Source organism: Roseibium sediminis, assembly GCF_008711325.1.
GTDB classification, from domain to species: Bacteria; Pseudomonadota; Alphaproteobacteria; order Rhizobiales; family Stappiaceae; genus Roseibium; species Roseibium sediminis.
On the sequence record NZ_VXDB01000008.1, the window covers coordinates 128,316 to 154,875 of the forward strand.

The following is a 26,560-nucleotide window of genomic DNA, read 5'->3' on the forward strand; positions in this document are numbered from 1 at the left end:
ACACAGCCTAGCCATCGAGGGCTGCCGGCTACAGATCCTGTTCCGGTTCGATCGTATCTTCCCCTTCGAAATAGGGCTTGAATCCCGGCACCGGGAGTGCGTCCTGGGCATCCTGCGATCCGTCCGCCGCTTCGGGTTCGGGCTCCAGATCGCCACCTTCCAGAACAGTCAGCTGTTCAAGGTCGCCATAGGTCGACAACAACACGCCGTCGATGCGAGCAAGGAGCTTTCGTATCCGTCCAGCATTGCCGGTCAGGTCCGGCAAATGCCCGCGCGACACAGCCCGTACATCCATGAGGGAACCAACAGCATCGGGCCTGATACGCACGGCAATATCGGAGACAAAGCCAAGGACAGGCGACCGGCTTGCCACCTGCAGGCGGGTCGCATCATCCAGAAGATCCGGCGGTGTTTCGCCCGTCAACTCCCACCCTTCCAGTTTCACCGCTTCAAGGACAGCGGCGTGCAGGCGTGCGGGCGGGATGCGGTAACGCCTCGGCACAATGTCAGGATAGGCCTGCCGTTGCAGGGTCAGGCGGTCTTCCGCCGCGGCTGGTTGCAGTGCCAGTTTGTCGATAATGCCCGCGAGCGCAGCTTCAAGCGGATGAACGCCGTCGTTCCCAACGCCTTCAATTTCGGGCGGGTTTTCCGGATTGGTCGCCAGATCCTGCACGGGCGGTGCGATGCGGAACAAGATGATGATGGCGATGACCGGGGCCAAAGCCAATAGTCCGGCCAGACTGCCCCAGATTGCAGATGCCCATCCGGTGCCCCCTTTCACCCAGAGGCGATAATAGGCCCAAACGGCAAGGGCGATGGCGATCACGCCAAACAGACCACCTGCCAATATCGAGAGCGCGGTGGTGCTTGTTTCAGTTGCACCCAATCGCTGGAGAAGGATTGCAAGAATCACAACGGGGACAGCAAGGTTGCCCATAGCCCTGCTGTAGGAGGCTGCCGATGACCGATAGACGGGATAGCGCTTCATGTGCCGTTTTCACGTCCTTCATTCCATGCCATCTCGTAGCATCTGCAGCGGAAATTCCGAAGGCAATTTTGAACAGGATCGGTATTTTGGCACCGCCCCGCAGAAGCCCCGAAGCTACCCTTACGGAAACATAGCTCGCCAAACTTCAAGGAATCCATGCAAGTGTATGCAATCGAGTAACAAACCGTTATCGGAATTGACTGGCATTGTTTTCCTCAACGCTGCATTTTTAACGACGTTAGATGGCAACAGTCTAACCGGACTTTTTTTCTCGGCTGCCACAGGAAGGTCGTAATCGGGGAGCAAAAGCCCGTCCACCCGAAACCAGTATCAGGCAAAAAAGTCGATGTCTGCAAAAGCAAACCAGTCCTCTCAAGCGGTTTCCACCGCCAACTCGCTTCTCAATCTGTACAAGCCGGTTGGTATTCAGGCCATCACCGCTGCAAGCCTTTGCAAGAAGGGCGCGGCAGTAGCTGGCAAGTAAGACATCGATCTTTCCGGCGCGGTTATTTTAGGTGCAGGAAAGACCGTGATGCGGGCGATATGCACCGCATCCTCATTGCCAAACTGTTTGACGGCTCCACCTTTTTTCGGAGCCATTTGAGAGCCGCAGCTGCGTTTCAGCGTTTGCCGTCTTGCAGCTGCCTCTCCCAAAACTCTCTCACATCACGGCTGGCACCTAGATCCGCGACAAACACGATCACGGATAAAGCCGATCCTTGCTCCAGTCATCCGTGACATTGGCGCGGCTGAACACGATTCGGTCGTGCAGGCGGAACGGACGGTCATGCCAGAACTCGATCTGCAGCGGTTCCAGACGGAAGCCTGACCAATGCTCGGGACGAGGGATTTCACCGATGGCGAATTTCGCCGTGTATCGCGCCACTTCTTTTTCCAGCGCAAAACGGCTTTCCAGTGACCGGGATTGCTTGGACGCCCAGGCCCCGATCCGGCTGCCTCGCGGGCGTGACTGGTAATACTCGTCGGCCTCGTCATTCTCCACGACGGTTATAATGCCGCGAATGCGAACCTGCCGGCGCAGGCTCTTCCAGTGGAAGCACATGGCCGCCTTGGGGGTCGCCAGCAGCTCCCTGCCCTTGGCACTTTCGAAGTTCGTGTAGAAGACGAACCCGCGCTCATCGAACCCTTTCAGCAAGACCATCCGCACATTTGGCATTCCGTCAGGGTCAACTGTGGACAGCGCTAACGCATTCGGATCGTTGATTTCTTTGCCCTTTGCATCCTCAAGCCATTCTTCAAAAAGGAGAAATGGCTTCGATGCTTCGGTGAAATCACCATTTGTTAACTCTTTTGCCGAAAGATCATTTGTTGTCATGGGAAACCTGTCGAAGGACTCGATGGCAGAGGCCTCGCCAGTATGGCGGGCACGAAAGGTCAGTCTATGTTTCGTAGTCAGTCATATACTGCGGCACTCCGAAAGATCCAGTGGTCTTCGGGCACAATCCTCGGCGCAGCACTTCTAATAGCACCCGTCATCGCGGGCTGCAGCAGTGCGCCCTTGGGCAGCAATGATGTGGACACGCCCACCATCCTGACCGGTTCCATTCCGTCAAATACCGATGTTGCCTATGCCGACGTGGATGAGCGAGATCGCGAGATCCTTGCGCTCACCCTCGATTCGGCGTCCGTTGACCCCGCTGACCAGATCAAGCCGGACCAGACCCTTGCATGGACAAACCCGGAAAGCGGCAACTCCGGCACGATATCGAACGTCAATCTTTCGGCCCTGACAGACACGGGCTGTCTCGAGTTCGACACGACCGCGAATACCATCGCAGGCATCAAGATTTATCATGGGACCGCCTGCCGGGATATTTCCCAGCGCATGGTGATCACCGCTCTTGCTGCCAACAACGCTTGAACCTCACCGCAATACCGGTAAAAGGGCTCAAGGAGCTTGAAACTCCGCATGGACGCGGGTGGTCTGGAATTTTTTCCTAGCAATCCCGATATATGGTTCAAGTAAGTCTCGGCACACCGGTCCTGACGATCTGCCAGTGTGGCAAGACCGAGGGACTGGCGGCCCAAACCGATTTTGGTGACACAACATGCGTGACCCATATTCAGTTCTTGGTGTCTCCAAGGGCGCAAGCGAAGGCGAAATCAAAAAGGCCTTTCGCAAAATGGCCATGAAATATCACCCGGATCACAACAAGGACGATCCGGGAGCACAGGCTCGCTTTGCCGAAGTGAACCAGGCCTACGAGATCGTTGGCGACAAAACGAAACGCGCGCAGTTCGACCGCGGCGAGATCGACGCTGAAGGAAAGCAGAAGTTTCAGGGCTTCGAAGGGTTCGGCGGCTTTCGCGATGCAGGCAATGCCCGTAGCGGGTTCGGCCAGCAGGGCGCGGGCATGGGCGGCGGCGCGTTTGATGATATTCTGAGCGACATTCTCGGTGGCTTTGGCGGGCGCGGGTCCCGTGGCAGCAAATCCGGCTTTGGCGGCAGTGGCGGTGCGCGCACCCAGAGCGCTCCGGTCAAAGGCAACAATGCCGACATCGTTGCACATGTGACGCTTGAGGATCTGGTCCGCGACGCCAAGGCGCAAGTCACCCTTCCCTCAGGCAAGACCGTCAGCGTCAACATTCCGGCAGGAACCGTGGAAGGCGAAAAGATCCGCCTGCGCGGACAGGGCCATCCCTCTGCCAATGGCGGTCAGGCAGGCGATGCCATGGTGGAAATCCGCCTGAAGCCGCACAAGCTGTTCGAGGTTCGCAGCGCGGACCTGCACCTTGACCTGCCGATCACGCTGTATGAGGCGGTTTTGGGTGCCAAGGTGCGGACCCCGACCCTGACGGGTGCCGTAAACCTGACCATTCCGGCGGGCAGCTCCAGCGGCAAGGTGATGCGCCTGAAGGGCAAGGGCTTGCCGACCAAGGCAGGCGGCCATGGCGATCTTCTGGTCAAGTTGCAGATCGCGCTGCCTCCGCATGAAGACCGGGAGCTTTCCACCCTGATGAAGGCCTGGCAGGAAGTGACGCCTTATCGGGCGCGCGGACCGGAATTCGATTAAATCACTCTGGTCTTTTGAATTGAAAAAGGCGCGGGAATTCCTCCCGCGCCTTTTTTTTGTTTCGCTTGAGCGGCTCAGCCTCAGCTGTTTTCTAGAGCCTTCAGGCTGGCTGGAGCAACACTGTCATCGGGGACAAAGAAATCCGGTGCCAGTGCCTCGGACGGATCCATCCGATACTGGTCGAAATCAGTCACGCCGCGACTTGCGAGGAACGTGTCATCGATCAGGAACTGACCAGTCAGTTCCTTTGAGGGAGACGTGAAGATCTCATAGGCCGCGTCCGCCAGGATCTCCGGCGAGCGGCTCTGGCGCATCAGCTTGTCACCACCAATGATGTTCTTGATGGCGGCAGTGGCGATTGTGGTGCGGGGCCACAAGGCGTTGACCGCAATTCCCTTTGGCCGCAACTCGCCTGCAAGGCCAAGGACCACAAGGCTCATGCCGTATTTGGCGATTGAGTAGGGAGTGAAGGGCGCAAACCACTTTTCCTGCATGTCGAGCGGCGGTGACAGCATGAGGATATGCGGGTTCCCGGATTTGGCCAGATGGGGAGCAGCATACTTGCTGCACATCAGCGTGCCGCGCGTATTGATCTGGTGCATCAGATCAAACCGCTTCATGTCGGTTTGTGCGAGCGGCGTTAGCTGGATTGCGCTTGCATTGTTCACCAGAATGTCGAGGCCGCCAAAGGTCTCAACGGTCTTGTCGATGGCCGACTTGACGGAGTCCTCTTCGCGCACGTCGACAATCAGCGGCAGCGCCTTGCCGCCTGCAGCTTCGATTTCCTCGGCTGCCGTGTAGATCGTGCCTTCCAGTTTCGGGTGCGGCTCTGCCGTCTTTGCGGCAACGGCAATGTTCGCGCCGTCACGGGCCGCACGAAGTGCGATGGCTTTGCCGATCCCACGGGAGGCGCCGGTAATGAACAGGGTTTTTCCTGCAAGTGTCATGAAATCTCTCCCGAAGGCGTTATTTGCTTTTCTTCATCATGAAGGCCTGAAAGGCCGCAATGGTTTCCGGAGCGGTCAGGCGGCTTGCGAAGATTGCCGCTTCTTCCTCAACCCGATCTTCCAGATGCTGTGTGTTTCCGCGCAGCAGCTTGCGCGACAGGCGCATGGCCTCTGGCGGCTTGGCAGCGATCTCCTCAGCGCATTGACGGGCTGCCGCTTCAGCGTCTTCGACAACCTCGTTCACCAGCCCAGCCTGCAACGCCTTTTCGGCAGAAAAGGTGCGGCCAAGGCACAGAAGCTCGAATGCACGGGCATGGCCCATGATCATCGGCCCCAGCAAGCTGGACCCTGCCTCCGGCACCAACCCCAGATCAACAAACGGAGAGCGAATGACCGCGTTTGGAGCTGCGAACACCATGTCGCAATGCATCAGGAGTGTGGTGCCGATACCGATCGCAACACCGTCGACAGCGGCGACAAGTGGCTTCTCGTTGCGTGCAAGGGCGCGCAGGAACCGGATCACCGGCGTCTTGCCCATTTCCACCTTGCCGGCATAGGACAGGAAATCGCCAATGTCGTTGCCGCCAGTGAACGCGCCGGGGTGCCCGCAAAGAAGCTGGCAGCGAACCTCAGGATCATCATTGGCAGTCTCGAACGCTTCGGCAAGCGCGGTGTACATGTCGCCGGTCAAGGCGTTCTTCTTGTCAGGCCGGTCCATGCGGAGAATGCGAACGCCGTTCTCCAGTGATTGACTGATCATACTTTCATCCTTGCCCGTTCAGGAGGCGAGTGCTTCTGGATCAAAATCCAAAATGGTGCTGGCGGCGCCCTCAATGTCCTGTTTGAGACCTGACACTTCGCCAAGCAGTGTGCTGCAATAATTGCGTGTCATGAGAGCGCGCAGATCCCGAGCCTTCGGATTGTCCATTCCCGAGCGCAGTGCTCCCTTGGCCAGCAGCGCTGCCCCGAGGGTGACACCGGCGAGGCGCAGATAGGGCGTTGCACCAGCGAGGGCGTCATCGACCCGGCCTTCGGATTGCGCCTTGAGCATCCACTCGGTCGCGTCTTCAAGATCGGACAGAGCTGCGTTCAACCGGTTGCCCGCATCGCCAAGGTCAGCGCGGTTGGACTGGATCACTTCATTTGCAATCTCGCGAAGTTCCGCGATGAAGCCGCGCACATGCTCGCCGCCTGACAAGGGCAGCTTGCGCATCACCAGATCGATGGACTGGATGCCGTTGGTGCCCTCGTAGATCGGAGCGATACGCGCATCGCGCAGATGCTGGGCCACACCGGTTTCCTCGATATAGCCCATGCCACCATGGATCTGGACGCCGATAGAGGCAACTTCCACCCCGAAATCGGTCGACAGTGCCTTGGCAATCGGTGTCAGCAATCCGGCGCGCTCCGACCAGAACACCTTTGCGTCGGCATCCTGTGCCGTGTTGGCCATGTCGATGGCATGCGCACAGGAATAGCAGATGGCCCGTGCCACTTGCGTACGGGTCCGCATGCCCAGCAGCGAGCGCTTGATGTCGGGGTGGAGCGCGATAGGTGCCATGCCTTCGCTCTTTTGACCCGCGACACGGCCCTGCTTTCGGTCCATCGCGTAGGCCAGTGCCGCCTGATAGGCCCGCTCGGCGACGCCAAGACCCTGAATGCCGACGGCTAGGCGTGCGTTGTTCATCATGGTGAACATGCAGGCAAGGCCCTTGTTTTCCTCGCCGACAAGCCAACCGATGGCCCCTTCACCGTCACCGTAGATCATGGTGCAGGTGGGCGATCCGTGGATGCCCATCTTGTGCTCCACACCGGCGCAACGAACATCATTTCTTGCACCAAGCGTTCCGTCCTCATTGACGAGGAACTTGGGTACGAGAAACAGCGAAATGCCGCGGGTTCCAGCCGGTGCATCGGGCAGGCGGGCAAGCACCATGTGGACGATATTGTCCGTCATGTCGTGCTCGCCATAAGTGATGAAGATCTTCTGCCCGAAGATGCGATAAGTGCCGTCTCCTGCCCGTTCGGCCTTGGCTTTCAAGGCGTTGAGGTCCGAACCGGCCTGCGGTTCGGTCAGGTTCATGGTGCCCATCCACTCACCGGACACCAGCTTTTCCAGATAGATGGACTTCAGCTCTTCCGAGGCATGCTTTTCCATGGCCTCAATGGCGCCAATCGTCAGTGTCGGACCTATGGCAAAAGCCATGGAGCCGGAATTCCACAATTCCAGCGCAGCCGAAGACAGCATTTGCGGCAGGCCCTGACCACCGGCGTGTTCGGGCGCGGAAAGACCATTCCAGCCGCCTTCGATCCAGCGGTGATAGAGCTCTTTCCAGCCGGGAGGCGTTGTCACCTTGCCGTCATTGAGCGGTGTTCCGTGGGCATCTGCGATCTTGTTCAGCGGAGCGATTTCCTCCTGTGCAAACCGCCCTGCCTCGGCCAGAATGGCATCGACAAGATCGTCAGATAGGTCCGGAAAGCTTCCACCGGACAAAAGATCCCCTAGTCCGCAGACTTCCCTAAGCGTGAATGCAATCTCGTCGACTGGTGCGCGATACACGGTATCCTCCCGATACACCGTTGATATGCTCCGCCTTACATCCGCCAGACATCTGCCTGACATGGCTTGACGTTGGCGCGTCCACACCGCACAAGGCAATTATTGGACGGCAGCGGAACAGGTTGACATCAACCTACCTCCGTTTACGTAAACGTCAACCCCGATCTTGCGGGCTCGTCATGGCAAGCCTGTAAATCGTGGACTGACAGGCAGACCAAAGCAGGCTAGCCCTACCGGAGCATGTGATGCAACGCTGGAAACTGGAGAGCGACAAGACCGACTTTGCGGATGATCCGATGATCCGCGACGTTGCGCGTGCATTGCTCGACGGCGAACTGGCCGGTGTTCCCACGGAAACTGTCTATGGACTGGCGGCGGATGCCACCAATCCGGCAGCGTGTGCCCGCATCTACGAGGCGAAGGGGCGTCCGCAATTCAATCCGCTTATTTCGCATGTGGATTCGCTTGCGACGGCACGCAGGCATGGCGACTTCAATGCCGATGCGATGTGCCTTGCAGAGGCGTTCTGGCCGGGCCCTTTAACACTTGTCGTGCCGCGACTTGCCTCCTCCGGCATCAGTGATCTTGCAACGGCAGGACTGGACACCGTAGCGCTTCGCGTTCCCGCAGGTCCGATCATGCGAGCGCTGTCTGCCCAAAGCGGGCGACCGCTGGCAGCCCCCAGCGCCAATCTGTCGGGTAAGATAAGCGCGACGACTGCGGACGATGTCGTGAAGGATCTGGCCCCCTCCCTTGCACATGTCATTGATGCAGGGCCTTGCCCGGTAGGCATTGAATCCACGATTGTCGCCTGTGTCGGGGAAGAGGTTCGCCTGCTGCGTCCGGGCGGCATTGCACTGGAAGAGCTGGAAGCTGCAATCGGGCGTCCGCTTGCGGTGACCCACACCCCGAATGACACCAATCCGCAAGCCCCCGGCATGCTGACTTCCCACTATGCCCCCGGTGCTAAAGTGCGGCTGAACGCCATCGACGTTCATCCCGGTGAAGCGTTTCTGGGGTTCGGACCAACGCCCCTGCCCGGCCAGGACCAGGCCGCCGGCATCTTCAATCTCAGTCAGGATGGGGACCTGCGCGAAGCGGCAGCTCGTCTTTTCACAGGATTGCGCACTCTCGACGCGACCGGAACGGGCATGATTTGCGTTCAGGCGATTCCCGAAACCGGTCTTGGAGCGGCGATCAACGACCGCCTTCGCCGGGCTGCCGCGCCGCGCTGACAAACGTTAATTTCCGTTAACACTTCAGGCAGAGCGATAAACCAGAGGTTACATTACCCTGAAACCGCGCGGGCAACTGATACCTGCGGCGGAATTGACAAATGCGCCTTTCCAACTTTCGTCAACACGATCAGAACCTTATGAACAAAGGGGGCTGAAAGCCGCAGATATCCGCCCCCGACTTCCACCTTTATGCACAGGGTGCACCTTTTTCTAACGGTAAGTCACTCGTCTGAGGCCGCCCAAATCGCCTATCTTTAATCTAACGATTGGGAATGCGGCGGACCTCCCTACGAGCTAACCCTAGGCTCGCACCTTCAAGGACCCTTCCACCACGGGTGGCAGGGTCCTCTTTTATTTTCCCCTCCAAAGACAATTGAATTGCTGTGCGAGGGGATCGACCAATCGATTACCTGAATGTCGTATCCGCGAAGACACGTACTCATGTTGACACTGTCAGTGGTTGCAGGCTTGGATGGGCGCCCTTACTTGCCCGTACATGGATTCTGACATTTGTCGACGCTTCTCCTTCAGCACCCGTCCTATCTCGATCACCTTACCCCGGTCGGCCATCCGGAAAGACCGGACCGACTGCGATCAGTGGATCGCATTCTGGAACATGAACGCTTTCAGGCGCTGGAACGCGATGTGGCGCAGATCGGCAGACTGGAAGACATCGCGCGCGCGCATCCAATGGCCTATATCGACGAGCTGCACAGCCTCTCTCCACAGGAAGGTCTTGCGCGGGTTGATGCAGACACGACCATGTCGCCCGGAACCTGGGAAGCAGCATTGAGAGGAACGGGAGCTGCCTGTCAGGCCGTTGACGAGGTTGTCACGAAGAAGGTGCGCAATGCCTTCAGCGCCAGCCGCCCACCCGGCCATCATGCAGAAAAAGATCGGGCCATGGGCTTTTGCTTTTTCAACAATGCGGCAGTTGCCGCTCGCTATGCGCAGGAGAAACACGGCATCGACCGTGTGGCCATCGTGGATTTTGACGTCCATCACGGCAATGGAACACAGGACATCTTCTGGGCTGACCCGAGTGTCATGTACTGCTCGACCCACCAGATGCCCCTTTATCCAGGTTCGGGCGCAGCCGACGAGACGGGCGATGCCGGAACGATTGTCAATGTCCCGCTCAATGCCGGTGACGATGGCGCGATCTTCAAGGAAGCCATGGAGGCGGTCATCCTGCCGCGACTGGAAACATTCTCGCCGGAACTGATCATCATTTCCGCGGGCTTTGACGCGCATTACCGTGACCCGCTGGGCGGCCTGAACCTCGTGGAGGCGGACTTTGCCTGGGCCACCAAGGCGTTGATGGATGTTGCCGACAAGCATTGTGACGGCCGCGTCGTGTCGCTTCTGGAAGGCGGATATGATCTGGAAGGACTTGCACGGTCAGTTGCCGCCCATGTCATGACGCTGATGACAGGATAGTCTGCAGGCAGCGAGCCAATTCCTCACCATGAATCTGTGCTCCTGCTCTTGACTGGGACGCCCTGACCAGCGACGGTCTGCCCTCGATTCAATGAACCAGAGCGGATCCGATCACGCCATGTCCGAGACTCCAACGGCCACCGATATCAGCAGCCTTTCCTTTGAAGATGCCCTCAAGCAGCTTGAGAGAATCGTGCAGGAGCTGGAACAGGGCAACGTGCCGCTGGAGCGCAGCATCGACATGTATGAGCGCGGCTCTGCCCTTCGCAAGCATTGTGACAAACTGCTGCAGGCTGCAGAAGCAAAGGTCGAGAAGATCCAGCTCGACCGGGACGGCAATGCTTCCGGCAAGACACCGCTGGACGCTGGCGAAGTCTGATCGCGCCACTTTTTTCTCCATGTGAGAAAAATCAATGTCGCCTACACTAAAAGATTGTATCGTTCCGCAGGAGTCGGAGCGCGAAACCTCTGTGTTTACTCACTATCGCCCTTCGATGATGTGAAGAACAGAAGGCGTCGTGTCCCGTACCTTTCGGCATTCGTCTTCGCTGCGATAGTTTTCCGGGTGGTCGATGACGTGGATGAATGTTCAGGACGAGTTTGAGCTTTACCATAGTGTTCAGGCCTGTGCGACGGCACCTGAATTGTGGGATCCAACTCTGGAGAAGATCGGCAAGGTCTTTGGCGGAGAAGCCTGTCTGCTGGAAGTGGATGCAGCAGGTCGCCTGACGGATCAGTTTGCGTCCGGCAATTCCTTCGGGGCACTAGTCGACTTTCTGGGCGCAACAAAGATCGAGAGTGGCGTCAGTCCTCTCACCTTCCTGATCCACGAAGCGCCTTTGAACTATCTCTTCTGCAAGTCGAACATCGCGCTGGAATATTCCAACGCGGCTGTTGCCGGTCGGTTCTCGGATCTGGAGAAGAAAATTGGCCTGTTCACCCCCGTGGCTCGTCCGGCGAACAGAACCGTGATCATGGGCATCTTGTTCGACACGCTTGATCCTGCGGAAACGCACAGGGACCGCGTTCGCGGGTCTTTCGGCAGACTGTCGAGAACCGTGTCCGGGGCACTTGCGATAACCTCGTCCCTTGATCAGTCAGAAACGCAAAACCGCATTCTGGAACTCCAGGCAAGCGCTGCCCATCACTGCTCGGCCATCGTGGACAGGAACATGGCTCTGGTATCAGCCACGCCGTCCTTTCGAGAACTCCTGTCGCAATCCGACCTTTTCAGCTTGAAGGGCGACGTCCTTGCTGCCACGGATCTGAAGCTGGAAAACGCGCTTAATGCCATGACCTTTGGCCCGGCATTGGGAACTGCGGACAAGCGCACGCGCAACAAGCCACCATCTGAAGCCGAGGATGTCCTGTTCGTTTCGGGAGGCGGAAACACGTTTACGCGCGTTGCCCTTCGTCTTGTTCGCAATACCGCCCGCAGGAAAACTGGCATTCCGGGCCCTTTCCTCCAGATTGAAATATGGCGAAACCGGGATCTCTCGCGAAAGGTTGTCGATGTCTTGCGCGAAATCTACGCCCTGTCAGAGCGGGAAGCCGAGCTGGCCTACCTTCTTGCGGCGACGGGATCAGGTCCTGAAACAGCCGATCAGCTCGGGATCACGCGAAATACGGTCAAAACACATCTCAGACGGATTTTTGACAAAACCGGAACGCAATCACAACTTGAAGTCTCGAATTTACTCTACATACTCTCTCAGTTGTACTCATGAAAATGCGGATAAATCCGTAGGGTTTTCAAGGCAAAAAAAAGGGCCGGAAACCGGCCCTAAGTCAATCACTGTGCACGTGGCCCCATCGACCACGCCAAATCTACTATGCTAGTTTGCACCTAAATTCATCACCCAAAAGGGTGATTATCGATTTTAATTTTGGTTTCAGATAAAATTCTGCACAACCTGTCGATTACTTCGACGTGCGACCTATGTAGTTCTCCTTAGTATCATTGCCTACAAGTTTGCACAGTTCCCCTGCATGGTGTAATCGTGCCCGCTTGAAAGCAAAAATGGAGCTCAGGTCGCGTGACTTCGAAGCCGCAAACCCCGTTACTGGACCAAATCAAGACGCCAGCCGACATGAAGTCGCTCTCCGACAGCGAACTTTTGCAGCTTGCGGATGAATTGCGCGCCGAAACCATTGACGCCGTCTCCGTGACCGGCGGCCATCTTGGGGCTGGCCTTGGGGTGGTGGAACTGACCGTAGCCATCCATCATGTTTTCAACACACCTGACGACAGGCTTATCTGGGATGTCGGTCACCAGTGCTATCCCCACAAGATTTTGACCGGTCGGCGGGACCGCATTCGCACCCTGCGCCAGCCGGGAGGCCTATCGGGCTTCACAAAGCGCGACGAGAGCGAGTACGACCCGTTTGGCGCAGCTCATTCCTCCACATCCATTTCAGCCGGTCTCGGCATGGCTGTCGGACGTGACCTGAAGGGCGGATCAAACAATGTCATCGCGGTGATCGGCGACGGCTCGATTTCTGCGGGCATGGCCTATGAGGCCATGAACAACGCCGGGTCGCTGGATTCACGCCTCATCGTCATCCTGAATGACAATGATATGTCGATTGCTCCACCTGTCGGTGCGATGTCTGCCTATCTGGCGAAACTGGTGTCCGGCCCGACCTATCAGTCCCTGCGCGGGGCTGCGAAAAGCGTTGCCAATCACCTGCCGAAACCCCTTCAGGAGAAGGCGGCCCGCGCCGAGGAATATGCGCGCGGGTTCTGGACTGGCGGCACCCTGTTTGAGGAAATGGGCTTCTACTATGTGGGCCCGGTTGACGGCCACAATCTGGAACACCTCCTGCCGATCCTTCGAAATGTCCGTGACAATCATCGCGGACCGGTTCTGGTCCATGCGGTCACCCAGAAGGGCAAGGGCTACGCTCCGGCGGAAGGCGCCAAGGACAAGTATCACGGCGTAGCGAAGTTTGACGTCGTGACCGGCAAGCAGGCCAAGCCAAAGGCCAATGCGCCCAGCTATACGAATGTCTTTGCCACGTCCTTGATCAAGGAAGCCGAGGTCGACGACAAGATTGTCGCCGTGACAGCGGCCATGCCGGATGGAACGGGTCTGAACCTCTTTCAGGACGTTTTTCCAGACCGGATTTTTGACGTCGGCATCGCCGAACAGCATGCGGTGACCTTTGCAGCCGGTCTTGCGACGGAAGGTTTCAAACCCTTCGCTGCGATCTACTCGACCTTCCTGCAGCGCGCCTATGATCAGGTCGTGCATGATGTAGCCATCCAGAACCTGCCGGTCCGCTTCCCGATTGACCGTGCTGGTCTCGTTGGCGCTGACGGCCCGACCCATGCAGGGGCTTTCGACACGACGTATCTGGCCTGCCTGCCGAATTTCGTGGTGATGGCCGCCGCCGACGAGGTGGAACTCCGCCATATGGTTGCAACCGCTGCCGCCTATGATGAAGGCCCGATCTCTTTCCGTTATCCGCGCGGCGAAGGCGTTGGCCTCGACATGCCGGAGCGCGGCTCCATTTTGGAAATCGGCAAGGGCGTTGTCCGCCGTGAGGGCACGAAAGTTGCGCTGTTCTCGTTTGGAACGCGCATGGGCGAATGCCTGAAGGCGGCAGAGGAACTGGACGCAGCCGGACTTTCAACGACTGTTGCCGATGCCCGTTTTGCAAAGCCGCTGGATGTCGACCTGTTGCTGCGCCTTGCCCGTGAACACGAGGTACTGGTGACGGTTGAGGAAGGCTCTGTTGGCGGGTTCGGCAGCCATGTGCTTGGCGCACTTGCCCAACACGGCGCCCTCGACAAGGGCCTGAAGGTTCGCACCCTTTGCCTGCCCGACACCTATATCGACCACGGCAAGCCGGAGGTGATGTACGCAGAAGCGGGTCTGGATTCTGCCGGTATTCTTCGGACGGTTTTCGCCGCCCTTGGTCAGGAAGGTCTCGACAAATACCGCTCTGCCTGACGGTGCACTTATGCACAGTCGTGCCAGCAGTTACGTCAGCTATGCGACCGCATTGATTGACAAACGCCCCAGCAATTGAAAAAGCTTGAAAAAATCATGGAAATGCGCTGGCCCGTAGCCAGCGCATTTGCTTTTGGGAATCCCGCAGGAGAAATCAAATGGGCCAGTTGATTGCGCCGATATCCGCGCTGCTCATGGCAGTTGCGCTTGTCGTGTTTGGCCACGGCCTCCAATCGACCCTGCTGCCGCTGACCGCATCGGAGGCGCAGTTTTCCGATCTCGCGATTGGTATGATTTCCTCCGCCTATTTCGCCGGGCTGGTTCTCGGGTGCCTTGGTGCGCCTCACCTGATCATGCGTGCAGGGCATATTCGCGCCTTTGCCGCCATTGTCTCGCTGATGTCTGCAGCAGCCATCTTCCACCCGATCCTTGTTGATCCGGTCTCCTGGTCGGTCATTCGCGTAATCTCCGGCTTCTGCCTTGCCGGGTTTTACATGATCATCGAAAGCTGGCTGAACGAGCGGGCAACCAACGAAAACCGTGGCACCATCATGTCGATCTACATTGTCGTGCTGTTCGGCGCGACCATGATCGGACAGGTCTCCATCTCCACGATGGACATTTCCTCCTTTGTGCCCTTCGCCGTCGCCTCCGTCATGGCCAGCCTCGCGGTGATGCCGATCGCCCTGACGACCACAAACCAGCCGGCGCCTATCGCCCTTGTCCAGTTTCGCCCAGTCAAGCTCTACCAGACGTCTCCTGCCGCGTTTGTCGGCTCCCTGCTCGTCGGCGTTGCCAACGGAACCCTTTGGACGCTGACACCCCTCTATGGAACGCAGATCGGACTGTCGACAAACCAGTCGGCCATCTTTGCTGCTGCGATCATTGCCGGCGGGATGCTGTCCCAATGGCCCGCAGGCAAACTGTCTGACATCATGGATCGTCGTATCGTTCTGCTCGGCCTCGCGGCACTCACAGCAGGCGTTGCCGTCGCCATCTTTCTTCTCAATCCGACAGGTTTCTGGGTCGCAGCCGGCTTTGCATTTGCGATCGGCATTTTCTCCCAGCCCTGTTATGCCGTAGCAGTCGCGCACGGTTTCGACTATGCCTTGCCGGAAGATTTCGTAGAAACGTCTTCCGGTCTTCTGCTTGCCTTCGGCATGGGCTCAATCGCTGGTCCGTTGATCGCGTCATACCTTATGGGCCTTACCGGTCCGGGCGGCATGTTCCTCATGGTTGCCGTTGTCGAGGTTGTTCTGGTTGGCTTCCTGCTGACACGTCTGGTTGCCCGCAAGGCCGTCGAACAGGAAGACAAGACAGACTTCGAGTACGCAACCACCGCACAGGTCGGCACAATCATCACGTCCGAACCGCTGGATGTCGAAGCTGACAACGTCATCCCGCCGGAAGACTTTCCTGCCTATGAAGACGATATCTACAATTTCGATTCATCGTCGACCGACACGGAGCAAAGCGAAACTCCGGCATCCGAGGACAAGAAGGCCGTGAGCTGAACTCTCAGGGCCAGCGCTCAACCATCGCCGCAGATGCGGCAATTCGAACCTCGACGCGTGCGGAAAAACCAAACATATTTGCGGCCATGTATTTGAGGCGACCATCACTGTTGCAGCTGCTGCGATTGGAGCGGACACCGCTGGCCTTCCTGGCCGGTCTGTCTTTGATCGCGCAGATACTGGTCGTTGCCTTGACCCTTGCCACGACACCGGCGATCTCCTCCGAACTCGGACTTCTCTGCCAACCGTCTCTTAACGGCAAAGCCCCAGTCTCCCGGCACGACCCGGCAGATTGTGTCTGCGGTCCGGTCTGCCCGCATGGGGCCAAACTCCTTGCAACAGAAGCACCGCGCCATCTTCTTGCTGCTCCTCCCGCTCACGACAGTGCAGAGACCTGCGGATCGGAAGGCGATTTGCCTGGAGCAGCTCGGACAGGCCAAGGCATTCGGGGGCCACCCCTATTCTCGATCTGAACCGATTGATCGATCCGTGCCGAGCAGGAACTTGACCGGATCTTCTCCCAAAAAACCAAAAGACTGATCGAGTAGAAAATGACCTTTTTCAAGACCCTTGCGACAGCCGCCGCTTTCACACTGCTTTCCGTTTCCGCGCAGGCAGAACACATCAAGGTTGGCGACCTGACCGTTTCCAAGGCATGGACGCGCGCCACGCCGCCGAATGCCAAGGCTGGCGCTGGCTTCGTAACCGTGACCAACAATGGCTCCGAAGCTGACCGCCTCGTCGGCGTCAGTTCTGCCGTTGCCGAGCGGACCGAAATCCACGAAATGGCCGTTGTAGACGGCGTGATGAAAATGCGGGAACTGGAAACCGGCGTCGAGATCCCGGCAGGCGAGACCGTGACGCTGAAACCCGGCGGGCTTCACATCATGTTCATGGGACTGAAAGGCAAGTTCATCGAAAACGAAGATGTTCCGGTTACACTGACCTTCGAGAAGGCCGGAACCGTTGACGTACATCTTGCAGTAGCTCCGATGGGCTCCAAGGAAATGTCTCACGACCACGGCGGTGACCACAAACATGACGACCACAGCGGTCATGGCAAGAACTGAGGGCTGAATGTCTGGACTGAAAATCCTTCGCTATGGAGCTTGGGCGGCGGTAGCCGCCCTTGCCGTAGCCTCCGGTGTGCTGGTCTACCAGCAGACGGCCTCGGGGCCTGACAATTCCGCGCTGATCGATCCAATCGCGACCATCGGCGGTCCCTTCGAGCTGGTGAGCGGCGACGGCACAACCGTGACCGACAAGGATCTGGCCGACCGTCCCAAGGTGATGTTCTTCGGTTTCACCTTCTGTCCTGATGTCTGCCCGACCACCCTTGCCGAGGTTCAGGGCTGGATCCAGAAACTGGGACCGGACGCGGACAAACTCCATTATGCCTTTGTCACCGTTGATCCGGAGCGCGACACTCCAGCCGTCATTCGCGATTATGTGGCTGCCTTTGATGACCGCATCCTCGCGCTGTCCGGCTCTCGCGAGCAGGTCGACGCCATGACCAAGGCCTACCGCGTTTACGCAAAGAAGGTACCGCTTGACGACGGCGACTATACGATGGACCATTCTGCCGCCGTTTTCCTGATGAACAAGGACAACAAGTTCGTCGGCACCATCGCCTATGGCGAAGCGGAAGAAACGGCCATGGCGAAATTGAAGCGCCTGATTGCCAACGCTGGAAGCTGACCGGATCTGAAGACTATGCGCATGCCGCTATATGCAGGATTGGCAACCGGAGCCGGGCTCTTGATCCTGGCTTCCGGCTTCCTGTGGATGCAGGCTGGCGAGCGCGTCTTTGTCGACAAGCTGCTGGCCGGCATCGCCGGTTGTTTTTGATCGAGCAGCGGCATGACCTCCAAACGTCTGGACCAGCTTCTGGTCGATCTTGGCCATTTTGAAACGCGGGCGCGGGCTCGGGATGCCGTGTTGCGCGGGGCTGTGACCGTGGATGGGGCTGCGGCAAAGAAGCCTGCGCAAAAGGTCGCCGATCCCGCCTCCATTTCCGTTTGCGACCCGGCTGCCCGCTATGTGTCCCGCGCTGCGCTGAAGGTGATCGAAGGACTGGATGCTTTCGGTGTCGACGCAGCGGATCGGATTTGCCTTGATATCGGGGCATCCACCGGCGGCTTCACGCAGGTTCTGCTGGAGCGTGGAGCGGCAAAGGTTCATGCCATTGATGTTGGTCATGACCAACTGCACGCGTCCTTGCGCAGCAATCCGAAAGTTCTCGTTCGCGAGGGGCTGAATGCCCGCGAATTGACAGCCTTTGATCTCGACGGGGATCAGCCGGATCTTCTGGTCTCCGATGTCAGCTTCATCTCGCTGAAACTCGCCCTGCCCCCGGCCCTTGCCCTGGCGGCTCCGGGTGCGGAAGGGGTGTTTCTGGTCAAGCCGCAATTCGAGGCAGGCAAGGACGCCATCGGCAAGGGCGGGCTCGTGCGACCTGACATTGCCGAGACAGTTGCCCTCTCCCTGAAGGAGTGGCTCGGGACAGTCCCCGACTGGCAGGCCGGTGACCTTGTTCCCTCTCCCGTCCTTGGCGGCGATGGCAACAAGGAGTGGCTGCTTTATGGAAAAAAGACGCTGTAACACAGTGAGCCTTGTGTCTTGACCCAAAGGCGGCTATCGCTCGCCCCCATGACCCAGACAGAGCTTACAATTCAAAGCCTCGGCCACCGGGGCGACGGTATCGTTCAATCAGATGGCCGGACGATTTATGTCGCAGGTGCCCTGCCCGGCGAAGTCGTGTCCGCCGAAGTGAAGGGCGACCGGGCCGAAAACATCCGCATCCTGAGCGAAAGCGCTGATCGCATTGCCCCTGTCTGTCGGCACATAAACGATTGCGGCGGTTGTAACGTGCAGCATCTCGCCGAACCTGCGTATCTCTCCTGGAAACGCGAGCTGGTTGCCAAGGCCCTGTCTGATCGCGGCATCCAGCATGAGGTCCAGCCGGTCGTACCGTGCCAGCCGGGCACGCGCCGCCGCGCAGTCTTTTCCGCAGCCCGCGCCGGTCGACTTACCCTGCTCGGGTATCACGAAAAGTCGAGCCACCGTCTGGTCGACATCAAGGAATGTCCGGTTCTCGATCCGGCTATCACCAAGGCGCTGCCGGACCTGAAACGTCTGGCAACAGATCTCCTGCCGAAGAAGGGCGAGTTGCGCCTTTCTGTCCTGTCGACCACAGCCGGACTGGATGTGGCTTTCGACAAGGCAGACCGGACCTACGAAAAGAAGATCGCAAATCTCTCTTCCATGGCGGCGCAGGCGAACTTTGCGCGTCTCAGTGTGAATGGTGAAACGCTTCTGGAAATTCGCCCGCCCATTCTCGACATGGCCGGCGCCGCCCTTGTTCCGCCGCCCGGAGGCTTCACGCAGGCAACCCAGGATGCGGAAACGGCCTTGTCCCGACTGGTTCTTGACGGTGTTGGCAAGGCCAAGCAGGTTGCGGACCTCTTTGCCGGTTCCGGCACCTTCGCCCTGAGGCTAGCTCACAAGGCGAAAGTGCACGCGGTTGAAAGTGACGCGCACGCCCTACAGTCGATCGAAAAGGCCATCCGCCGCTCGCAAGGGCTCAAGACCCTGACCCGCGAGAAGCGCGACCTCTTCCGCAGCCCGCTGGTGCGCGAGGAGCTGGAAGCTTATGACGCGGTGGTGTTTGACCCGCCGCGCGCCGGGGCTCAGGCACAGGCAGAGCAACTGGCGAATTCGAAGGTGAAGACCATCGTTGCCGTTTCCTGCAACCCGGCCACCCTTGCCCGAGACCTGCGCCTTCTGATCGACGGCGGCTACGAACTGCAATCCATCACGCCAGTGGACCAATTCCTCTTTTCGCCCCATATTGAAGTCGTAAGCATCCTGAAACGGAGTGCAGACGATGGCGAACGAAAGCCAAGCTGGCGTATGTAACGACGCAGTCCCGCGGAACGGGCTTGCATCGCTTGCCCGCCGCTCCCGCTATGTCCTGAACCAAGGCAGCCGGGTCGCGCTTTATACCTTGCATTCGGAAGTCATGCGCCGGATGACCCGGCGACTGCAGGAGACCCTGCCGCCGGTGGCTGATCCGGTTCCCGATGGCCCCGTGCCCAGCCAACGCCGGATGCTGGCCGATATCGTCAAACTCTTTGCAGATGATCTGGCGTCCGTGGAAGCCGGGCATTATCCGCTTCCACGCGACGGGCGCATGAGCCCCCGCGAGCTTCTGTCGACCAGCCGCGCCTTCTTCAAGGACGTTCCTGAAGTTGCCCGCAGACGGGCGACAGGCGCGCATCAGGAAGTGTTTGAGGATGAGGAACGGTTCGCAACCTCACTGCCGCGCTACTATCGCCAGAACTTCCATTTCCAGACAGATGGCTGGCTGAGTGAAGACAGCGCCCGACTTTATGACTTTCAGGTGGATGTGCTGTTTTCAGGGGCAACAGCTGCCATGCGGCGGCGGGCGCTGGTGCCCTTTGCCGAGTTTCTGAAGGCAAATGACCAGCGCAAGGTGCAATATGTGGATCTTGCCTGTGGGACCAGCGGCCTTTTAGGCCCGGCCCTCTCGGCCTTTCCGCGCCTTTCCGGTATCGGGCTTGACCTGTCAGAGCCCTATTTGAACGTTGCCCGTGACCGGATTGCCAATCGGCGGGCAAGTTTTCTCACCGCCAAGGCGGAACAATTGCCCTTTGCGGACAATAGCGTGGATGTGCTTTCCAGCGTCTTCCTGTTCCACGAATTGCCGCCGAAGATCCGGAAAGCTGTCTTTGCCGAAATCGGACGTGTCCTGCGTCCCGGTGGACTTTTCCTTTTTGTCGACAGCCTGCAGAAGGGTGATGTTCCGGATTATGATGGTCTGCTGAGCCTCTTCCCCCAGCTCTTCCACGAGCCTTATTATACCAGCTACCTCACCGAGGATTTTGCGGCTATGGGAGAGCAGGCCGGACTTGTTGAGCAAACCGTCCTACCGGCCTTCGTCTCCCGCATCGCCACCTATCGAAAATCAACCTGACATTTCAGTGATACTGAAATTTCGTCTTTCGTTCTCTTGAGGTGGCCGGGTTTTGCCCTTAAACAGGGCAAATGAGACTTGACCATTGGCTCCTTCAAAAGGGCGAAAGCCGAAGCGCCTTTGCGCGGCGAGCACAGCTCTCGCCTGCCTCTGTGACCGCCCTGTGCAACGACCCCAACGCGTGGGTGTCGCGCGATATGGCACGCAAGATTGCAGCGGCGACCAATGGTGATGTCACCCCCAACGATTTTCTCGGACTTTCCATAACCAAGGAGCACCCCGTGTCCCAGGCCCGTGTTGCAGAAGCCATCCGCGCATTCGAGCGTGGGGAGATGGTGGTTGTCACCGATGATGACGACCGCGAAAACGAAGGCGATCTGATTGTTGCCGCGTCCAAGGTAACGCCCGAACAGATGGCCTTCATGGTGCGCCATACGTCCGGCATCATCTGTGCGCCGATGACTGTGGCCAATGCCCGCCGCCTGCGGCTTGATCCGATGGTCGCGGCCAATGATGCGCCGTTGGCCACCGCTTTCACCATTTCGGTAGACTACAAGCAGGGCCTCACCACCGGCATCTCGGCGGACGAACGTTGTGCTACCGTTCATGCCTTGGCCAATCCCAATGTGGGCGCTGCCGACTTCGTTCGCCCCGGCCACATCTTCCCGCTGATTGCCAAGGAAGGCGGCGTTCTCATGCGCTCCGGCCATACGGAAGCTGCCGTTGATCTTTGCCGCCTTTCCGGCCTTGAAGAAGTTGGCGTGATCAGTGAGCTGGTCAATGATGACGGTACTGTCAAGCGCGGCGATCAGGTCGCGAACTTTGCTGCCGAACACAATCTGAAAATGGTCTCGGTTGCCGATCTGATTGCCTGGCGCCAGCGGACAGAACGCCTGGTGGAGCGGATCAGCGAACAGCCGATCGACACCGCCGTCGGCCCGGCCTATGCGATGACCTATTCCACCCCTTACGACCCGATGCACCATGTGGCCGTTGTCTATGGCGACATTCTGGATGGTCGCAACGTGCCGGTTCGCCTGCATCTGGAATCGGTGCTGGATGATGTCTTTGGCGAGGAAAAGCCGCTCGACGCCATCATGAAGCACTTTGCAGAGCGCGGACGGGGTGTCATCGTGTTCCTGCGGGAAGGCTCCGTCGGTGTTGCGCGCCAGTCACAACGCTCTCGTGATGATCTGGAGCTTGCAGAAACCGAAGAGCACGGCTCGGCCCAGAACCGTCAGGAACAGTGGCGCGAGATCGGACTTGGAGCCCAGATCCTGAAGGATCTCGGCGTCACCTCCATCCGGCTCCTCTCCTCCCGCGAGCGGCACTATGTCGGGCTGGAAGGCTTCGACATCAAGATCGAGGAAACGGAGATCCTCGATAGCTAGAGGGACAGGCTGACTATTGGCAAGGGCAGGCGCGGCAACATCTTCTTTGAGCGGACGATCGGATGCCGGCGCTGCCTTCGCCGTCGGTTTTGACCGCTCAAGCGGAGATCTCTTGGTCTATGGCATGGCGATGGTCGGGGCCGTCCTGCTTGTTTCGGGCATTGGTTCCGGCAACACCATGCTGACGGCAGCAGCCCTCCTGCCCCTTGCTCTCGCCTTTCGCAATTATCCGCTGATCGACCGCAGCGCGCCCCAGCTCGGGGCCAATGGTCAGGGCCTTTTTGTCGAACGCCTTGGCTTTATCAGCTGGGCGGAAATCGCCGATCTGGATCTGCAGCAGACCTCCGTTCGCAACATGCTGCTGGCGCGCCTCGTCGTGACCCTGCATCGCCCGTTGAACGAGACCGCCGTTCAGCCTCATGCTGTCCCGGTCTGGAAGCGGTTCATGATGAAAAACTGGCGGCATCGAAAAGCACCGGATGGTTGCTGTCGCCTGATCATCGACTTGCATCCGTTGACCGAAAAGGCGGAAGACGTGATGACCGGGCTGGGCAGATTTCTCCCGCCAAGATCCGGCGCTCCCGCAAGCTGAAAAGACACGACTTCAATCCCTGCAAGTGGCCTTGCCGAATTTCCCGTTTTCGGGGCAATCTTTCCGAGTCGTATTTCAAAATGAGGTTCCCAGCCGCTTTCTTCGGCCAAGCGGAACCATTTCGGGAGGAAAATCATGGAACATGTTCTGGCCACCGCCAGCGCCATTGCTGTCACCGCTCTTGTCGGCATGACATCGGCACAAGCCGAAACGCGCATCACCTACAAGTCCGCAAAGTCCTCTTCATCCTACTATCAGATGGGCGTGCAGATCGCCGAAGCCCTGAAGGCCGGATCGGATGGCAATATCATTGTCACGGTCGAGGAAAGTCAGGGCTCTGTCCAGAACGTGATGGAAGTGCGCGCACGCGGTGCCGACTATGTGTTCACCACGCCGCCCGCACTCGTCGGCCTTGCTCAGGGTGGCAAGGCGATGTTCGAAGGCAAGGGCGATCCTAAATTCGACGAGATCCGCGCGCTCTTCCCGATCCCCTCGCTGACCATGCATTTCGTGGTGTCCAGCAAAGCCGGTGTCGAGACCTTTGCGGATCTGGAAGGCAAGACGATCCTGCTTGGCAAAGGCTCTTTCGGGGCAACGGAGGGTGAAAAATACCTGGCGCTCTTCGGGCTTGAAGGCAAGGTGACCCTGTCTGAGGTGGAACTTTCCAACGCGGTTCCGGCGCTGAAGAACGGTCAGATCGACGGTTTCGTGACCGCAGGCTCATGGCCGGCACCGAACGTCATCGAGGCCGCAGCTTCCACATCTGTCACCGTGCTTTCGCTCTCTGATGACCAGATCGCACAAACCAAGCGCACCAAGACCGTCATCCCGGCAGAGACCTATGCCGGTCAGGCAAGCCCGATCACCACAACGTCCCTTCCGGTCGTTGCCTACACGACGTCGGCCATGGATGACGACACGGCCTATGCCCTGACCAAGACCTTCTGGGACCAGAAGGCCGAAATGACCAAGGGCGCACCGTGGTGGAAAGGCGTTGACGAAAGCCTGATGGGAACGATCTCAGGCAAGATCCATCCAGGTGCGGTCCGCTTCTACGAGGAAGCCGGTTTCGCGCTTACCGACGCGCAGAAGTAATCCGCGCCCAAGAAGCCCGGCACGCATGTGCCGGGCCTGTTCCTGCCCCTTTCAGCCTTCAAGGCCGGTATGTCGTCGCAATTCCCCATTCTGCGTCTGGTCAAGCTTGGACTGGCGTTCATTCTTGTTGCCTTTCACCTTGGCCTGATCTTCTCCGGCCTTGTTCCCAATCTTGTCAGCCGCCCGCTGCACATGGCATTGGCGCTGCCGTGGATTTTCCTGTTCTGCGGCCCGCAAAAACCCGTAGCACTGGCATCAGGACTGGTGCTGACACTGGTTGGCACATCTGCCTGTCTCTGGATCGCGCTCAACCGCGACATGCTGGCAGATCAGTACGGATTTCTTGAAAGCCCGCTCCAGACCGGCGTCGCCATCATTCTTGTGGTCACGGTTCTGGAAGCGGCCCGCCGCTCCATCGGCTGGCCACTGCCCATCGTCGCCGCTCTTGCCCTCGCCTATGGCCTGTTGGGGCAACATATTCCCGGCGAGTTCGGTCATTCGGGAACCCCGCTGAACAGTTTCCTCGGCACGCTCACCATTGCCGAAGGCGGCATCTGGGGCAGCCTGACCGGGGTATCCGTCTCGGTCGTCGCCATCTTCGTGATCTTCGGCGCGGTGCTGAATGCGGGCGCTGCCGGGCGTGGGTTCATGAATGTTGCAGCCGCTGCAGCCGGGCACCTGACAGGCGGGGCGGCCAAGGTCTCGGTCCTGTCCTCGGCCCTCTTCGGCTCGATCTCCGGGTCTGCCTCCGCCAATGTCGCCTCGACCGGGGCAATCACGCTTCCGGCGATGACCAAGCTTGGCTACCCAAAGCGCCTGTCGGCGGCCGTGGAGGCCGTTGCCTCGTCCGGCGGCCAGATCATGCCACCGCTCATGGGCGCGGGGGCCTTCGTCATGGTGGAGCTGACAGGTGTTCCCTACACCTCCATCATGGCGGCAGCCGCCCTGCCCGCCCTTCTCTATTTTCTGGCTGTCTGGGTCGGCATCAATGCCTATGCAAACCGCTATGACCTGAAGCCGATTGATGCGGGAAGCCGCCCGTCGGGCCGGGACGTTGCCATCACCTCCGCCTTCTTTCTGGTTCCCTTCACCGTCCTGCTGTTCGGGATGTTTGTCACTCAGGTCACCCCGCAATATGCTGCCGCCCAAGCCATCTTGGCGGGTGCCGTGTTGCTGCTGTTTGATCAGAACCTTGCGATCAACTGGCGTGATGTCGCCGACCGGCTGGAAGAGGCGCTGCTGGGGTCCGCCCGTCAGGTTGCGCTGATTGCCTCCATCATTCTCTGCGCCTCAATCATCATCGGTGTCCTGTCGATTACGGGCCTTGGGGTGAAGATCACCTCCCTGATCCTCTCCGGATCGGGCGGGCTGCTCTGGCCATCCCTCATTTTGACGGCTATCGCCTGTCTTGTGCTGGGCATGGAAGTGCCCACTACCGCGGCCTATGTGATCTGCGTATCGGTTGCCGGGCCAGCTCTGGTCCAGCTGGGGCTTGAACCGCTGCAGGCCCATCTTTTTGTCTTCTGGTTTGCGCTTTTGTCCACGATCACCCCACCGGTTTGCGGCGCGGTCTTCATTGCCGCCGGCATGGTGGAGGAAAACTGGCTGAAGGTCGCGCTGACGGCGATGGCGCTGGGGGTCGGGCTCTACATCATCCCGCTGGGCATGATCGCCAATCCCGCCCTGTTGCAGGTGGTGGATCATCCGGCCCTTGCGGGTCTTGCTTTCCTGCGGCTCGCAATTGGCCTTAGCGCAATTTCCTACGGCCTGATCTCGCCACGGTCGCTACAAGCGCGACTGGGACTGGTGCTCATCGGCGCTGCTGTCATTTTCGTGCCGGCGCCATAAGCACGAGAGCGAAGCAAAGGGCCGGAAGATGATCCTTCTGGCCCCTTTCATTTTACATCAGATGTTCCTTGAAGAAGGCAATGGTGCGCTCTTCGGCGAGCTTGGCCGTGGCTTCGTCGTAGCGCGGAGTCGTGTCGTTGTGGAAGCCGTGGTTCACACCGGGATAAATGTAGGCGGTGTAGTCCTTGCCCGCAGCCTTGAGAGCCGCCTCGTAAGCTGGCCAACCTTCGTTGATGCGCTGGTCCATCTCGGCATATTGCAGGAGCAGCGGCGCCTTGATCGCGGCAACGTCCTCGGCAGCAGGCTGACGTCCGTAAAATGGAACACCGGCGCTGAGTTCCGGATAGGCAACCGCAATCGCGTTTACTACGCCGCCGCCATAACAGAAGCCCACAGCGCCGACCTTGCCGGTTGAATCGTCATGCTTCAGCAGGAACTCGAACCCGGCAAAGAAGTCGTTCATCAGCTTGGTGCCATCAACGGTCTTCTGAAGCTCGCGGCCCTTGTCATCTGAGCCCGGATAGCCGCCGACCGACGTCAGGCCATCAGGTGCCAGGGTCAGGAACCCGGCCTTTGCCATGCGGCGGGCCACGTCTTCAATATAGGGATTGAGGCCACGGTTCTCATGGACAACCAGAACGGCGGGCAACTTGCCGGTCGCGCCAGCCGGGCGCACGAGATAGCCGTTCACGTCGCCATGGCCATTCGGCGAAGGATAGGTGATGCGCTCGGCCACAATCGCCGGGTCATCTTCTGCCACCTGCTGGGCAAGCGCATAGTTGGGGGAGAGCTGGTCCAGCAGCATCGCCGCCGTAATTCCGGCAACGGTGAACTTGCCCGCCTTTTCCAGAAACTCGCGTTTCGTGATCCGGCCATGGGCATAAAAGTCATAGAGATCAAGCAATTCCTGCGGAAAATCCTTTGCGGTTTTCCGTGTTACTGGCGTCATGTCATTCATGA

The 26,560-nt window shown here is 58.8% G+C and carries 26 protein-coding genes; 20 read left to right on the forward strand and 6 right to left on the reverse strand.

The window, feature by feature from the left end; translation table 11 throughout:
* Window positions 1–28: 28 nt before the first annotated feature.
* A complete protein-coding gene (locus tag F0155_RS10060; RefSeq protein ID WP_150524380.1) occupies window positions 29–988 on the reverse strand; it encodes a DUF1499 domain-containing protein in 960 nt (319 codons plus the stop codon).
* A gap of 346 nt (window positions 989–1,334) precedes the next feature.
* On the opposite strand from F0155_RS10060, the gene F0155_RS23590 reads away from it, so the two are divergent.
* Window positions 1,335–1,472: a hypothetical protein gene (locus tag F0155_RS23590; protein WP_192913798.1), complete on the forward strand. Its 138-nt coding sequence runs from the start codon at window positions 1,335–1,337 to the stop codon at window positions 1,470–1,472.
* A gap of 216 nt (window positions 1,473–1,688) precedes the next feature.
* On the opposite strand, the gene pdxH is transcribed toward F0155_RS23590, so the two are convergent.
* A complete protein-coding gene (gene pdxH / locus F0155_RS10065; RefSeq protein WP_150524381.1) occupies window positions 1,689–2,324 on the reverse strand; it encodes a pyridoxamine 5'-phosphate oxidase in 636 nt (211 codons plus the stop codon).
* Between the two features lie 183 nt (window positions 2,325–2,507).
* Here pdxH and F0155_RS10070 point away from each other — a divergent pair, with 183 nt between their 5' ends.
* Both F0155_RS10070 and F0155_RS10075 read left to right on the forward strand, forming a co-directional pair.
* Entirely contained in the window at window positions 2,508–2,870 is a 363-nt protein-coding gene (locus tag F0155_RS10070; RefSeq protein WP_208999218.1) for an RT0821/Lpp0805 family surface protein, read from the forward strand.
* Between the two features lie 187 nt (window positions 2,871–3,057).
* The gene (locus F0155_RS10075; RefSeq protein WP_150524383.1) at window positions 3,058–4,023 is read left to right on the forward strand and encodes a DnaJ C-terminal domain-containing protein; all 966 of its coding nucleotides are present in this window, start codon (window positions 3,058–3,060) and stop codon (window positions 4,021–4,023) included.
* 80 nt (window positions 4,024–4,103) lie between these two features.
* Here F0155_RS10075 and F0155_RS10080 read toward each other — a convergent pair whose 3' ends face one another.
* From F0155_RS10080 to F0155_RS10090, 3 genes are read right to left on the reverse strand one after another with little or no spacing between them, the layout of a single operon-like run.
* Window positions 4,104–4,970: an SDR family oxidoreductase gene (locus F0155_RS10080; protein WP_150524384.1), complete on the reverse strand. Its 867-nt coding sequence runs from the start codon at window positions 4,968–4,970 to the stop codon at window positions 4,104–4,106.
* A gap of 19 nt (window positions 4,971–4,989) precedes the next feature.
* Complete coding sequence (locus F0155_RS10085; protein WP_150524385.1) at window positions 4,990–5,730, reverse strand: crotonase/enoyl-CoA hydratase family protein; 741 nt, start codon at window positions 5,728–5,730, stop codon at window positions 4,990–4,992.
* A gap of 18 nt (window positions 5,731–5,748) precedes the next feature.
* On the reverse strand, window positions 5,749–7,530 hold the full coding sequence (locus F0155_RS10090; RefSeq protein ID WP_150524386.1) for an acyl-CoA dehydrogenase family protein: 1,782 nt from the start codon (window positions 7,528–7,530) through the stop codon (window positions 5,749–5,751).
* A 245-nt stretch (window positions 7,531–7,775) separates the two neighbouring features.
* On the opposite strand from F0155_RS10090, the gene F0155_RS10095 reads away from it, so the two are divergent.
* The 17 genes from F0155_RS10095 (at window position 7,776) to F0155_RS10170 (ending at window position 25,600) form a co-directional block, all read left to right on the forward strand.
* Window positions 7,776–8,765, forward strand: a complete 990-nt coding sequence (locus tag F0155_RS10095) for an L-threonylcarbamoyladenylate synthase (protein WP_150524387.1) — start codon at window positions 7,776–7,778, stop codon at window positions 8,763–8,765.
* Between the two features lie 513 nt (window positions 8,766–9,278).
* Entirely contained in the window at window positions 9,279–10,208 is a 930-nt protein-coding gene (locus tag F0155_RS10100) for a histone deacetylase family protein (protein WP_150524388.1), read from the forward strand.
* Between the two features lie 118 nt (window positions 10,209–10,326).
* Window positions 10,327–10,587 carry an exodeoxyribonuclease VII small subunit gene (locus F0155_RS10105; RefSeq protein ID WP_150524389.1) on the forward strand — a complete coding sequence of 87 codons (261 nt, stop codon included), beginning with the start codon at window positions 10,327–10,329 and terminating at the stop codon, window positions 10,585–10,587.
* A 193-nt stretch (window positions 10,588–10,780) separates the two neighbouring features.
* Window positions 10,781–11,935, forward strand: a complete 1,155-nt coding sequence (locus tag F0155_RS10110; protein WP_150524390.1) for a helix-turn-helix transcriptional regulator — start codon at window positions 10,781–10,783, stop codon at window positions 11,933–11,935.
* Window positions 11,936–12,244: 309 nt separating this feature from the next.
* On the forward strand, window positions 12,245–14,164 hold the full coding sequence (dxs, locus tag F0155_RS10115; protein WP_150524391.1) for a 1-deoxy-D-xylulose-5-phosphate synthase: 1,920 nt from the start codon (window positions 12,245–12,247) through the stop codon (window positions 14,162–14,164).
* A 158-nt stretch (window positions 14,165–14,322) separates the two neighbouring features.
* Window positions 14,323–15,678 (forward strand): MFS transporter, encoded by a 1,356-nt coding sequence (locus F0155_RS10120; RefSeq protein ID WP_150524392.1) that lies wholly within the window; start codon window positions 14,323–14,325, stop codon window positions 15,676–15,678.
* A gap of 110 nt (window positions 15,679–15,788) precedes the next feature.
* On the forward strand, window positions 15,789–16,151 hold the full coding sequence (locus tag F0155_RS10125; RefSeq protein WP_150524393.1) for a hypothetical protein: 363 nt from the start codon (window positions 15,789–15,791) through the stop codon (window positions 16,149–16,151).
* A 78-nt stretch (window positions 16,152–16,229) separates the two neighbouring features.
* Window positions 16,230–16,748 (forward strand): copper chaperone PCu(A)C, encoded by a 519-nt coding sequence (locus F0155_RS10130; protein ID WP_150524394.1) that lies wholly within the window; start codon window positions 16,230–16,232, stop codon window positions 16,746–16,748.
* A 7-nt stretch (window positions 16,749–16,755) separates the two neighbouring features.
* Window positions 16,756–17,376 (forward strand): SCO family protein, encoded by a 621-nt coding sequence (locus F0155_RS10135; RefSeq protein ID WP_150524395.1) that lies wholly within the window; start codon window positions 16,756–16,758, stop codon window positions 17,374–17,376.
* A gap of 21 nt (window positions 17,377–17,397) precedes the next feature.
* Window positions 17,398–17,526 (forward strand): hypothetical protein, encoded by a 129-nt coding sequence (locus F0155_RS24040; RefSeq protein ID WP_280176998.1) that lies wholly within the window; start codon window positions 17,398–17,400, stop codon window positions 17,524–17,526.
* Between the two features lie 12 nt (window positions 17,527–17,538).
* A complete protein-coding gene (locus tag F0155_RS10140) occupies window positions 17,539–18,279 on the forward strand; it encodes a TlyA family RNA methyltransferase (protein ID WP_150524396.1) in 741 nt (246 codons plus the stop codon).
* A gap of 48 nt (window positions 18,280–18,327) precedes the next feature.
* Window positions 18,328–19,596, forward strand: a complete 1,269-nt coding sequence (locus F0155_RS10145) for a class I SAM-dependent RNA methyltransferase (protein ID WP_150524397.1) — start codon at window positions 18,328–18,330, stop codon at window positions 19,594–19,596.
* Entirely contained in the window at window positions 19,565–20,674 is a 1,110-nt protein-coding gene (locus tag F0155_RS10150) for a class I SAM-dependent methyltransferase (protein ID WP_150524398.1), read from the forward strand. The genes F0155_RS10145 and F0155_RS10150 overlap by 32 nt, the downstream gene beginning before the upstream one ends.
* A gap of 71 nt (window positions 20,675–20,745) precedes the next feature.
* On the forward strand, window positions 20,746–22,065 hold the full coding sequence (gene ribB, locus F0155_RS10155; RefSeq protein WP_150524399.1) for a 3,4-dihydroxy-2-butanone-4-phosphate synthase: 1,320 nt from the start codon (window positions 20,746–20,748) through the stop codon (window positions 22,063–22,065).
* A 46-nt stretch (window positions 22,066–22,111) separates the two neighbouring features.
* Entirely contained in the window at window positions 22,112–22,657 is a 546-nt protein-coding gene (locus F0155_RS10160; protein WP_150524400.1) for a hypothetical protein, read from the forward strand.
* A 135-nt stretch (window positions 22,658–22,792) separates the two neighbouring features.
* On the forward strand, window positions 22,793–23,752 hold the full coding sequence (locus F0155_RS10165; RefSeq protein ID WP_150524401.1) for a TAXI family TRAP transporter solute-binding subunit: 960 nt from the start codon (window positions 22,793–22,795) through the stop codon (window positions 23,750–23,752).
* Between the two features lie 69 nt (window positions 23,753–23,821).
* A complete protein-coding gene (locus F0155_RS10170; RefSeq protein ID WP_150524402.1) occupies window positions 23,822–25,600 on the forward strand; it encodes a TRAP transporter permease in 1,779 nt (592 codons plus the stop codon).
* A 52-nt stretch (window positions 25,601–25,652) separates the two neighbouring features.
* On the opposite strand, the gene yghX is transcribed toward F0155_RS10170, so the two are convergent.
* Window positions 25,653–26,558: a YghX family hydrolase gene (gene yghX / locus F0155_RS10175; RefSeq protein WP_150524403.1), complete on the reverse strand. Its 906-nt coding sequence runs from the start codon at window positions 26,556–26,558 to the stop codon at window positions 25,653–25,655.
* Window positions 26,559–26,560 lie beyond the last annotated feature (2 nt).